The organism is Propionispora sp. 2/2-37 (assembly GCF_001298735.1).
GTDB lineage: Bacteria > Bacillota > Negativicutes > Propionisporales > Propionisporaceae > Propionispora.
In genome coordinates this window covers 66,419-78,763 of sequence record NZ_CYSP01000005.1, presented here as the reverse complement: position 1 = coordinate 78,763, position 12,345 = coordinate 66,419, and the positions used below count along the sequence as shown (strand labels likewise).

Annotated in this window: 12 protein-coding genes; 6 read left to right on the top strand and 6 right to left on the bottom strand. The window is 46.3% G+C overall.

The genetic code is table 11. The features are described from left to right. The first annotated feature begins 82 nt into the window (after window positions 1-82). Complete coding sequence (locus P22_RS06505) at window positions 83-676, top strand: DedA family protein (protein ID WP_054259424.1); 594 nt, start codon at window positions 83-85, stop codon at window positions 674-676. 294 nt (window positions 677-970) lie between these two features. Continuing rightward, complete coding sequence (gene zupT, locus P22_RS06500) at window positions 971-1,774, top strand: zinc transporter ZupT (protein ID WP_054259423.1); 804 nt, start codon at window positions 971-973, stop codon at window positions 1,772-1,774. Between the two features lie 57 nt (window positions 1,775-1,831). Here the strand turns inward: zupT and P22_RS06495 are convergent, their stop codons facing one another. The 5 genes from P22_RS06495 to queC form a co-directional block, all read right to left on the bottom strand. Then, window positions 1,832-2,299: a hypothetical protein gene (locus P22_RS06495; RefSeq protein WP_054259422.1), complete on the bottom strand. Its 468-nt coding sequence runs from the start codon at window positions 2,297-2,299 to the stop codon at window positions 1,832-1,834. 322 nt (window positions 2,300-2,621) lie between these two features. Beyond that, entirely contained in the window at window positions 2,622-2,777 is a 156-nt protein-coding gene (locus P22_RS20420) for a hypothetical protein (RefSeq protein WP_156318877.1), read from the bottom strand. 240 nt (window positions 2,778-3,017) lie between these two features. Next, window positions 3,018-3,611 carry a 7-carboxy-7-deazaguanine synthase QueE gene (locus tag P22_RS06480; protein ID WP_054259419.1) on the bottom strand — a complete coding sequence of 198 codons (594 nt, stop codon included), beginning with the start codon at window positions 3,609-3,611 and terminating at the stop codon, window positions 3,018-3,020. Further along, entirely contained in the window at window positions 3,608-4,000 is a 393-nt protein-coding gene (queD, locus tag P22_RS06475) for a 6-carboxytetrahydropterin synthase QueD (RefSeq protein WP_054259418.1), read from the bottom strand. Before queD ends, P22_RS06480 begins: the two co-directional genes overlap by 4 nt. 1 nt (window position 4,001) lies before the next feature. Continuing rightward, window positions 4,002-4,661 carry a 7-cyano-7-deazaguanine synthase QueC gene (gene queC / locus P22_RS06470; protein ID WP_054259417.1) on the bottom strand — a complete coding sequence of 220 codons (660 nt, stop codon included), beginning with the start codon at window positions 4,659-4,661 and terminating at the stop codon, window positions 4,002-4,004. Between the two features lie 314 nt (window positions 4,662-4,975). Between queC and P22_RS06465 the strand changes: the two genes are divergently transcribed. From P22_RS06465 to P22_RS06455, 3 genes are all read left to right on the top strand, one after another. Then, complete coding sequence (locus P22_RS06465; protein ID WP_069972772.1) at window positions 4,976-6,622, top strand: ATP-binding protein; 1,647 nt, start codon at window positions 4,976-4,978, stop codon at window positions 6,620-6,622. Between the two features lie 186 nt (window positions 6,623-6,808). Beyond that, window positions 6,809-7,936: a cyclic nucleotide-binding domain-containing protein gene (locus P22_RS06460; RefSeq protein WP_054259416.1), complete on the top strand. Its 1,128-nt coding sequence runs from the start codon at window positions 6,809-6,811 to the stop codon at window positions 7,934-7,936. Further along, on the top strand, window positions 7,936-9,681 hold the full coding sequence (locus P22_RS06455) for a B12-binding domain-containing radical SAM protein (RefSeq protein WP_054259415.1): 1,746 nt from the start codon (window positions 7,936-7,938) through the stop codon (window positions 9,679-9,681). Before P22_RS06460 ends, P22_RS06455 begins: the two co-directional genes overlap by 1 nt. Window positions 9,682-9,895: 214 nt before the next feature. On the opposite strand, the gene P22_RS06450 is transcribed toward P22_RS06455, so the two are convergent. Continuing rightward, a complete protein-coding gene (locus P22_RS06450) occupies window positions 9,896-11,572 on the bottom strand; it encodes a methyl-accepting chemotaxis protein (RefSeq protein WP_054259414.1) in 1,677 nt (558 codons plus the stop codon). Window positions 11,573-11,939: 367 nt separating this feature from the next. On the opposite strand from P22_RS06450, the gene P22_RS21125 reads away from it, so the two are divergent. Beyond that, window positions 11,940-12,152 carry a hypothetical protein gene (locus P22_RS21125; RefSeq protein ID WP_235814569.1) on the top strand — a complete coding sequence of 71 codons (213 nt, stop codon included), beginning with the start codon at window positions 11,940-11,942 and terminating at the stop codon, window positions 12,150-12,152. The last annotated feature ends 193 nt before the right edge of the window (window positions 12,153-12,345 follow it).

Sequence of the window (12,345 nt, the reverse complement as noted above, 5' to 3'; positions counted from 1 at the left end):
TACTTATTCTACCGTTCTGGACTCAATAACCGGATAAATATTTAATGCCATTGTCAGACATAATAGGCTGGGAGGGTTAATTGTGTTTGACAGGATTCTTGACTTTTTAAGCAGTCTGGGGTTGACAGGGGTATTCGCCGGAGTATTTTTGGAAGCCGTTGGGCTGCCTTTTCCCGGCAGCGTACTGGTACTGTTTGCAGGTTTTTTAGCCAAACAGGGAGAGTTTAACATTGTTCTGGCCTGGCTGATATCGCTGCTGGGCTATCTCTTCGGTTCGTTTTCCGCCTTTATGATCGGGCGCCATATTGGAGAAGCCTTTATAAAAAAGTGGCTGCGCTATATCAAGCTAACGCCCAAGCGTATCGATAAAGCACAGGAGTTGTTGCAAAAATCAGCTCCGCTTTATATTGTCGGTGGCCGCTTTCTGCCGACGATAGGAAATATTACCCCTTATGTTGCCGGGATCAGCGGTATTTCTATCGTTAAATTTCTTGTCTACGACATGGTTCACGCCATCCTCTGGCTTACCATTTTCCTCGGGGCCGGGGCCGCTATCGGCAGCCGCTGGCAGTGGATCATCGACAGCCCCTGGTTTACGTGGATTGCCGTCGGCGGCAGCGTGTTCCTATTCGTCTATTTATGCAGGGAGTTCCTGCCGCTAACCAGGCATAAATAACACCATCGGTTATACCGGCAACCGGCCTATAATTGGGTTTACCCATCTCCCGTTTTGTTCCTGCTCCGCCCGGATCAACGAGTATCGATCGGAGGATGGTTGCGGAAATTGTATTGTGATTGCAAAAAATCCTGCCCGAAAAGCAGCAGGATTTTTCTGTTTTGCAGTCTAAATACTGTTTATAGCAATATTTCCTCATACACCTAAAGCCGATATTTTCCATATCTACGGAATTGCAACAAATACTACATAATAAGTAACTTACCAAACTTTTTAATAAAAAGGAGATGAACGATGCAGGAAAACTTTTGGTTGGCATTTGCTTTGACTTCCTTCGCTGGTTTAAGCACCGGAATCGGCAGTCTGATGGCACTTTTTGCCAAACGGACAGATACCCGGTTGCTTTGTGCCGCTCTGGGATTTTCCGCCGGGGTTATGATTTATGTTTCCATGATCGAACTGATGTCCGAAGCCAAAGCTTCCCTGGTGCATTATGCAGGGCATTCGCTGGGAGGCTGGCTTGCTGTGGGCGGCTTTTTCGGCGGCATGCTGTTAATCAGCCTCATCGATCGTTTGGTTCCCCACCCTGTAAACCCGCATGAAGTCAGCCATGTGGAAAAGGCAGGCAGTCAGGAACACAAAGATCAAAAATTATTACGGATGGGAGTTTTTACCGGACTTGCCGTTGCCATTCATAATTTCCCCGAAGGGATTGCCTCCTTTCTAGCCACCATCAATGACCCGGCAATGGGGATGATGATCGCTGTTGCCATTGCAATTCACAATATTCCGGAAGGAATTGCGGTTTCATTGCCGATTTTTTATGCAACCGGCAGTCAACAGAAGGCTTTCCTTTACTCTTTTTTGTCCGGTGTGGCTGAACCGGTAGGTGCCATCATCGGCTACTTGTTTCTGCAGCCGTTTTTGAATGAATTTGTTCTTGGACTTACCTTTGCCATCATTGCCGGCATTATGGTTTTTATCTCTTTTGACGAATTACTGCCGGCAGCCGAGCAATTTGGCGAACATCACCTGTCCATATACGGACTGATATCCGGAATGCTGATCATGGCTGTCAGTTTATTGCTGGCCGACTGATGCAAGCATAAATAGTTAATCCCCGGCAGTAAGCGCCGGGGATTAACTATTTATGCTTTATTTCTTAATTTTAAACCGGTTGGACTCCGGATGCCAATTATCTTCTCCGCCATAAATTTTATACGGAGAAATTCTGTGTCCATCCATATATAATTCAAATTCCACTTTTTTACCGCCCGATACCTTAAAATCAATGCCGTCTGCACCACCAGAAGTATCAAAGCGAAAATCTATGGTATGGCCGCCCTGTTTTACCTTATACCGGTCATTATCTTCAAGCCGTACACCGTCTACGTCTGTAAACCGTCCGTCTGTATGTAAAATCCCGCTGAATATATGGGATCTATATTTAGTCGTTGTTCTAAGATGAAGCCCGTCATCATCATGCCAGATAAAATACCCCTGACTTCTCCCCAGCCGGAAATCCTCCGGCTGCCCTTCCAATTCCGGTGACCACGCAAAAACACTGCCGGACCATGCCAGCATAAACAGACCGACCAATACAAAAACTAGCCCTTTCCTCATTTTCTTTCCTCTCCTTCATAAAATCCTTACGATTTTATCTTACAGAGAAAGAATGACAAATTTATGACAGGACAAATACTGGTGCTGGTTATAACATCCATCATTTTCATATTCTCTGCTATAAAAAGGAATGAGCCAGAGTAAAATTCAACGCATTTTCCGACTTCCTGAAACCGATACAGGCGTATATTCAGGTTATAAAATCGGCGGTAGTTATATTTTACCGGGCAATGATAATCGTGCCGGCTTTTTAAAAGCGAAATTTAAAATGCCGCAAACGGACAAACTCCGTCTACGGCTCTGTGTCAAAATAATGCAAAGTTTATATTCTTGAAATTGTCACTTGGGAAATTTCTGCTCCATGCTCTGCCTTGGGATGCTTTCCAGCGGCAATTTCACTTTTTCCCGGTTGATTGAGCGATTCTTTTTTCTTGCGGCCAACGAAAAAATATGAGATCAAACTGCCGATTAACCCCATGGACCGAATATTCTCCCGTTGCGGTTTCACACTGTTCACTACCTTCCTGAATATAAATAAAATTGCCTCTGAGGGCAATTCTCTTATAGGAATATTATAATACAAATCTGTCGGTTTGTCTGGCGGTAAGTTCTGTAAGCTTTTCTCCGTATTCTGTGCAAGTATTTCCGAAAACCAGGCCCCTAGCAGCGGCCAGTTAGGCTTCAAACGGCAATAGCTTTACTATGAATTGCCGGAAGGCTATTCCACATGAATCATCTTGTGCAATTGCGTACCAACCCGCAACTGTAAATGAGGATTTTCCATAACAATTTGGTACGCTTTAGCGGCTGATTCTGCTTTGCCTCCTTCAATCTGAAGATAAATCCGCTCTGCCGGCACAGCCCCGGCAGAGACAACGGCTGCCGCAAACGTGCTGTCCACCACATATTTCAATTCATCGGCGCGGCAGCGAAGAACATAGTTGCTGTCCGGTTTTGGGGAAGCGGTAATCCAGTCGATGCCCCACTCCGCCGGAACAGGATTCGTCCCATTGGTTTCGAGGCATACATATTTCCCCACAGATTTAAGCGCTTTTACCAGAGGCCCCAAATCGTGCAGGGTAGGTTCGCCACCTGTAATAATAACACGGGGCTGTGTAAACCTTCCGGCCCGCAGGATTTCATCAATGGTCATCAGGGCTGCCTTTTCCAGCGTCAAAGCCTGTCTGGTGTCACACCAGGAACAGCGCAGATTGCAGCCGGCCAGACGAATGAAGCCGGCCCCGAGCCCTTGAAAATATCCTTCGCCCTGTATGCTTTCAAACAGCTCAATGACAGGGTATGACCCGCTCATGTTTCCACCTCAACATAGGAGGAAGCCGATTCCCAAAGTTTTATCCGTTCCACCTGAATGTCCAGGAGGTCTAAACGGCCGGTGAGCACGCGGAAAAAATGAACGGCAAGGTTCTCCGAGGTGGTCCGGAAATCATACACATCATTGAGCATTTTATGGTCAACCTGATCGATAATCTCTTCATGGACGATCTTTTTCAAATCTGTAAAATCAATCACCATACTATCGCTGGAACCGCCGGCTATGGCTGCCTGCTTTTTCCGTGATACCGTAACCTCCAGCCGGTAAGTATGGCCGTGTGTCGATGCACACTTTCCCTTGTGCCCAACCAGAAAATGGGCGGCATCAAAGGTAAAAATCTTGGTTGCTTTAATGGTAAATCCAGTCATGTCATCTTCCCCTTCGCTCCAAATACTTGCGCAAGCCTTCATTGCGGAGCTTGCAGGCCGGACAATCACCGCAGCCGCTGCCGATTACACCGTTGTAACAGGTGAGCGTATTATCCCTTATATATTCCAGTTTACCCATTTTATCCGCCATTTCCCAGGTGGCCGCTTTGTCAATCCACATCAGCGGTGTATGCAGTACAAACTGGTAATCCATTGCCAGATTCAAGGTAACATTCAGCGATTTTACGAAAACATCACGGCAATCCGGATAACCGCTGAAGTCGGTTTCGCATACTCCGGTTACAATATGCCGGAAGCCCTTCTGTTTTGCGGCAATGGCTGCAAACGACAGGAACAGTAAATTCCGCCCGTCAACAAAAGTCGAGGGGGGATTTCCATTCTCGCCATAGGCAATGGCAATATCGTCACGTGTTAACGCATTGGCTGTCAGCTGATTCAGCAAGCTCATATCCAATACACTGTGGGGAATAGACAAATCCGTACATATTTTTTGAGCGAATTTAATTTCATCTTTATGACGTTGGTTGTAGTTAAATGTGATGGCTTCCACCTGCCCAAATTGTTCTCTGGCCCAAAACAGGCAGGTCGTGCTGTCTTGTCCGCCACTGAACACAACCATTGCCCCCTGAGATTTCAACATGCTTTTGTCCCCCTGTACCTAACTCTTTATTTGTCGCTTCGTTTATTATATCACAACAAAAAACCTAATTTCAGCAGTCAGCCTGTCCCGCAGTTCACTGGGGCCGACAAAAATTTATGTTAATTTTATCGAAAAGCAGAAAGAATTGTCGGTTAGTATTGGAATATATGGAAATATGTAGGAGGGATTTGGATGTTTATCTAGAAAATTAGGATATATCAAATTTTTTATAGCTCAAATTACCGGATTAATATTATAAAAGTTCTTATAACCAATATAAACTTAATCACGGACTACCTCTAGGAGTTGATTTCATGTCGATGGAGACCGCTGTTACGGCAAACATTATTGCCACCTTTTTAATGGTTTTAACTTATACATATCTTTACTTTCAATATAAGCATACCTATCTGGCGATGTGGATGATTGCATGGATTTTGCATGAAATCAGAATTGTTTTTTTCGAAATCTCTTTTATTGAACGATCATCTGTACCTTTGATTATCATATTTTTATTACTTTGTTATTCTTACAATTTGCTTATGACAATGGGAACGTTAAAACTAGTCGGCAAACGTGTCCCCAGACTTTGGATAATTTCAAGTATAATAATCCTTCTAGTTAGTACTTCAGCAATGCTAATGGAAATGCCTACAGAAGTATATATTGTTCCCGGTATTGTATATATCGGACTTACCTATATTGGTACTGGCATTGTTGTCCGGGAAGTCAACATTCGCGGCTTAGGCAAGCGGCTGACGACCTGGGCCTTTATCCTGCTTGGCCTGCATACCTTGGATATGCCGTTTCTGTTGTCAGTTAGTTGGTTTGTACCCTGGGGCTATTTGATTGATGGATTACTGAGGTCTATCGTCGCAATTGGCACGGTTTTTATTTATTTTGAAAAAATGCGAAACGAACTTGCCACTAAGGAAAAGTATTATCGTTTGCTGGCCGAGAACGCCACCGATGTCATTTACCGCTATCAATTGCTTGCTCCTGCCGGATTCGAATATATCAGCCCGGCTGTGAAACAGCTTACCGGCTATGAGGCGGCTGATTTAAAAACGTTTCGTGCGGTCATGCGCATTATTCATCGCGATGACCGGACAAAATTCAAAAAGCTGCTTAAGTCGCCGCCTGGCTTTAATGAATCTGCGATACTCCGGATGGAACATAAAAACGGCGACATGGTATGGGTAGAACCGAAACAAACCATTGTTAGCGCTTCCGACGGCAAACCGGTTGCGGTTGAGGGAATTATACGCGATGTTACCAAGCGCGTTCTGCTGGAACAGGATGTGGCACGTCTTGACCGCTTGAACATTGTTGGGCAGATGGCCGCCAACCTCGCGCATGAAGTCCGCAATCCCCTTACCACGGTACGCGGCTATCTGCAGTTGTTCCGCAACAAGCAGGAGTTTCAACACTACAATGAACAGTTTAATCTAATACTGGACGAACTTGACCGGACCAACCATATTATTACCGAATACCTTGCGCTAAGTAAGGATAAAAGCATCAACATGAAGCAATGCAGCCTTAACGAAATTATATTATCCATACATCCTTTGATTCAGGCGGATGCTGTTTCCTCCAATATTGAGACCAGCCTCGAACTTGGTAAAATTCCCGACCTGTATCTTGATGCCAAGGAAATCAAACAACTCCTGCTGAATCTGACCCGCAACGCCATCGAAGCTATGTCGTCAGGGGGCAGGCTCCATATTAGAACAGATACCGCTGCTGATGAAATTGTACTGACCGTCACCGATCAGGGGCCAGGCATCCCCCAGCAGATTCTCGACAACCTGGGTAAACCGTTCCTCACTACCAAAGCAACCGGTACCGGCCTGGGTATGGCCATCTGTTATCGCATTGCTCACAGGCACAATGCTCAACTGGACATTGATACAGGCCCGGCCGGGACAAAAATTTACATAAGATTTCAACGCAGCTAGTCTACCAGAAAGGGGAAGGCCGTAAAGGCCTTCTTTTTTTTTACGCCCTGTCAGCATTTTAAGAAGGACATGTCGTGGCAGAGCAGGAGGTAAACAGTAAATAAGGAGGTGATTTTATGAGTCCATTAACTTGAAAGAAGGCACAAGTCGTAGATTTCCATTTATAAAAAGAAAGGATGACCCAACATGTTAAATCGTCCATCCAGAACTGAAACTGTTTCCGGTTCGGAAAGGTTCAAAATTTTCGAGGCTTTTTCGCAGGCAGAAAAAGAGGCTATTTACCGCTTCCGTTATCAGGTCCATATAAGCGAAATGAGCCGCAGCATTCCGGGTATTGATCACTCCCGGCAAAGAATTACCGATGCGCTCGATCCGTGGAGTAATTTAGGCTATGCCGCCCTGGAAAACGGCCGGATAATCGGCACTGTGCGGGTGACTTTGGGCAAGGCTGAAGACTTCCCGGATGACCTGGTACGTATTTTCCAATTAACACGTTTTCAAGAATTCAATCCTAATAAGAAAATTATTTGCTTGGGAACCAAGGTGATGGTCGATCCTCTTTTTCATGGAACACCGGTATTTTTTAAGCTTATGGTAAGGGGGTATGAATATTATAGAGAACACAATATTCAGTTTAGTTTTGGCGGCTGCAATCCCTATCTGCTCCCCATGTATGAACAGCTAGGGTACCGGCGGTTTACCAGTGGCTTTCAGGACCCGGGCTACGGGTTTGTTGTTCCTATTTTACTTATGCCGCAAGATATCGAACACTTTATGACCATCCGCTCACCTTACTTGCGCATCGCCAAAAAATATACCAATTCCACGGCAGCCAGGGAATGGTATCTGGCTAACTTTCCGGAAGCTTCCCGCTATCCTGTAAGCCTGTTGACCGGTGAACAGGAGTGGTGGAATTTCGTTAGCCGGCGGGCAGGTTATCCGTTATCCGATCTGGCGGTTCTAAACGGCTTAAACGAAGCCGAAGCCAAAAGCTTGCTGCATATTGCCGTTCCAGTCGAATGCAAACAAGGGAATGACTTCATCCGCCGGGGCGATGTGTGCAATGAGCTCAACCTGCTGCTTGCCGGAAAAATGCGTATTGCCGATCAAACCGGCCGTATTTTTCAGGCTAAGGCCGGTGATGTGCTCGGTGCAGTAGGCTTGTTTGAGCAGGCATATCATCAAGCGGACATCAGCGCGGTTACCGATTGTGAAATATTGACGGTATCCCGGTTTTCTTTTGAAAAGCTTCAGCGTTCCCGGCCGGAGATCGGTACAAAACTACATCTTCCTCAGAATAAGGAGGGCCAATAATGCAGACCAAAACCACGCCTGACATACTTCTGGTGAACTGCTATGCTTCGCGGCAGCGGGTAGTCTCGGATGCTGCTCTGGAAAACAGCTTGGTTATTCTCCGTACTTATCTGGAAGGTAAGGGAATTCAGGCTGAAATTGTCGATGATCAAAGGGTGACTAACCTGGAAAATGGCGTACCCCATTGGTGCCTCCAGCTTTTGAAAATCATGACACGGCTGTTAATGAGGACATTCCGGATCAAACCCATCGCCGCCGTTCTGCTGCTTGCCACCTGGCCGGTGCATGCTTACGCCCTCTATTGCCGGCGCCAATACATGCGCAGCCGGATTCATTATATTGTTGCCGATCTGAAGGTCAGACGCATTCCCATAGCCGGCCTTAAACTATGGTACGGGGAAGCTTATACATGGGGCCGTGAACTGGCAGCAGAAATCAGGCGGCATTGTCCTGAAACGGTCATTGTCGTCGGTGGACCGCAGGTCAAAGTTTATGGAGACCTGGTGTTTTGTCATTCCGATTTTGATCTTGCGATTATGGGTCCTGGTGAAGAAATTCTGGAAAAACTGGTTATGCTGCGCCGGCAAACCTGGCCAAGAGGCAGCTTTCTTACCCAAGTCCGGGAGAAACTGGGCGGACGTTTACTGAAAACAGGAGGGTTTAGCGGTGACCGGGAAGGCGTTGTCCGAGAGTTAGCCTCCCAGACAATTCCTCACTACCAAAGCGGCGACCTTGACGGTAAAATTCTTTTTCATACCATTGTCGACGGTGTGGGCTGCAGTTGGAACAGCTGCAGCTTCTGCTCCCATACCCGCTGCTCCGTTCCCTTCACCCCCCGCCCTGTGGCCGATATTATCACTGAGATTAAAACCATGCTCCGGCACGGAATCGCATTTTTTCGTTTTAGCAGTTCCGAAACGCCGATAGCTCACGGACGGAAAATAGCCGAAGCCATTTTAGCTCATGGTCTTACCATCCGTTATTCCATGTTCGTCCGTGCCACTAAAGTTACCGAGGAGACACTGGCAGCCTATCGCATCATGATTCAGGCCGGCCTCAGGGCCGTGTTTATGGGTGGCGAAACCGGCCATGATGAGGTTAACCGCGATATTATGAACAAAGGGGTAAAAAGAAAAGAAATCATTGACACAATTGCTGCTATCCGCCTGGCCTCAGACGCAGCCGGTTTGCCCTGCCGTGTCGGGCTTTCACTGATTTATCCCTGCCCGTTGCCGCCGGGAGTGGCTTTGGAGGAAGTTTTTCAGGCGAATATAGCCTTAATTGATGAAGCCTTGCCGGATACGGTTATTGTAAATCCTCCCGCCCCCTTTCCTGAAACAAACTGGTACAAGTCTGCAGACAAATATGGTTTTCAGTTCGCCGAAGGGGCTGCCACATTTGCCCAGCGCTTAATGGAATACGAATATTCCATTTATAAACCGGTTGAATTCTGGGAGGATCTCGGATCTTCGCTTCACAAGATGGAAAGCAAAGCGGTATTAAAAGAAACCGGCAAACTACGGGCATATGCGGCAAGCATTGGTATTCCCACCGATATTTCGGACGAATACCTGATGATGACGGAAGCCATTGGCCTCCGCTCCATGACGGATCTTGTCCGGTTTAAACACAATACTTTGCTTGACATTATTAGCGGCAGCACGGATTATACCCGAGAAATTACTGCGCTCATTAACGCCGCCAGCCGCCGGTTGGCAGCAGCCAATGCCAAAATAAACAAATGAGACGCCTTAGCAGGCAGTACCGTAAAGGTAACTGCCTGCGATTAAAGATAAAAACGCACTTTACGCTTTGCTTAAAGTGCGTTTTTGTCTTTAATCATTAAGCACGTGTTGCTTAATTGGCGATAAGGTACCCTGGAGCGTTTAAAATTCTCTCCATCCTCGGTGTTACTTTTAGGGTTTCCCAACTACCTAAGGCCATTTTTCATACTGTAATTTACATTTGAAACTTTGCCACCGCCATTTGTAAATTCTGGGCCATATCAGCCAGGGAATGACTGGCCGATACGATTTCCTCCATCGCCGCCGACTGTTCCTGGGTCGCTGCCGATACCGTCTGTGCTTCCGCTGCAGTTTCCTGACTAATCCTGCCAATGTTGTTAATACTTCCGGTAATATTTTGACTGTTGACGGCTACCTGTCCAATGGAGGTGTCCACTTTCTGAATCTGGACCGTTACTTGGTTAATCAGCTCCAGCATATTATGGAATGTCTGTCCGGCAACTCGGATAGACTCCGATCCCTTTTGTGTCTCAAGACGGCCCTGCCCCATAACAGCCACAGCTTGCTCTGTTTCTCCCCTAATCTCGTTAATCAGCACAGTAATTTCCTGCGTTGCTTCCCGGCTTTCTTCGGCCAGTTTACGCACTTCATCAGCTACTACGGCAAATCCCCTGCCATGCTCGCCGGCTCTCGCCGCCTCAATCGCCGCATTTAAAGCAAGAAGATTAGTCTGACCGGCAATAGCGGCAATAGTAGCGACAAAACTGCCGATATCCTGCGCCCGCTCACTGAGCTTACCAACAACGGCGACGGTATCCATCACTTTTTCTTCAATACTTTTCATTTGCTCCACTGCCGAGATAATTTCCCGGTCTCCCCGCTTGGCGGCAGTCAGCATCCGTCCCGACATTTCGCTAACCACTTGTGAATTTTGTTTCATTTCCTCAATGGTACAGCTAACTTGTCCTGTTATTGCCGTACTTTCGTTAACAGCGGAGAGCTGTTGTTCCGTACCATATGCGACATTGGTGACAGAAGCCGCAATTTGCCCTGAAACATGAGCCGTCTGTTCTGCGCTGCCGGTCAATTCTTCAGAGGCGGCAGCAATTTGCTCCGCATTCGCTTTAATAGTCAGTACCATTTGTTTTAGATCATTTACCATTTGGGCGAACCCGCCAACAAGCTGACCAATCTCGTCCTGAGAATTACCCATAACCTCCTGAAAGTTTAAATCACCACTGACAATATGGGCAGTGATTCTTTTGATGGGCTTCGTAATGTAAACAGCCATAAACAATCCTATGCCGATTCCCAGTAGAACCGCAACTGTCCCCGCACCAACAATAACAGTTTCCATACGCATAACCAAAGTCTGTACATGGGCTGCCGTATTTTTTGATTTTTCCTGGCTGATTTTTACCAGACTGTTAAAGCTCGTTTCCAGCGCCTTCCTTGTTGTCCGCCCTTCGCCAAAAGACAAGGCTTTCGCCTCATCAAATTTTCCCTCTTTGTAAAGGGAAATAACCTGGTAGTTGATTTGGGTAAACCGCTGGTGTGAAAGGGTTATGTCCTGCAATAGCTGTTTTTCCTCATCGGTAGCAACTAAGGGTTGTATAAATTGTAAACGTTTCGTAATTTGATCGGCTTTTTGGGTAATTTCGCCTTTAAATTCATCGCCGCCGGTCAGCAAAAAACCCCGCTCGTCATTGGCCTGTCCGGTAAAATAATACTGAATTTCCCGTAAAGCCACCATAACCGGAGTATTTTGTGACAGGATTGTATCATATTCCGACTGAGTTTTGGTAAAGCCATACACAGCCACACCGGCCACAGCGACAATAAGCAGCGAAATTACAAGGTATCCTGCCAGCAGTTTTGTTTTGATTGTCATTATAAAACTCCTTATTTATATCATGCTGCAAATATGTGCTCATCAAGATTGACACCAACGGCTATCACTGTCCGCCAACGCTATTTGCCAGCTTATATTATTCTATCACCATGATCACTTGCTTTCCATAGTTTTTATCGTCGCCATACGCTCTTTATTAATTGTCCATCTTGTGCTAATTTATTTTTCCGGATAACTGCCCCGGGAGCAGGAAATCTGTATGGTTCATTGTTGTTTATTACACACACGCACATCTTATGTTTCTATAAATTTCCAGGTATCTAATCTTGTATCCACGACCATACTATTTCATGTAAAGGGTTCGTAATAGTCGAGCCAAGACTTGTATCGGATCGTAAGGTTCGGTATGAGTCGGCCAAAGATTATTATCGGGTCGAAAGGCTCGGTAGTAGTCGGCGGGCAGATCGTCATATGTCTTGTCAAGCTGTGCGGCAGCCCAACTGTTGTCGTATGGTTAAAAGGGATGTATGGCGGTCGAGCTAAGACTGCCAAGGGTTCTGAAAATAAGGGTCGGCCGTTGTCGGGAGATTGCGACCGGTTCGGTAGGTATCCTTGGTAGTCGAGCAAAGGTCTGTGTTGGTTGTGTAATGCCTGTGGGTAGTCGAAAGATTGCGTATAGGTATGTAATGATCAGCATGGGCTGTAGCGTAGATTATTACGGGCTCTTTACGTTAACATAATACGCATTTGAAAGCATATACCAGTATAGTATGTTTTGCTGTATTTTAGATGTGTTTCTTTCTGGTTAACCG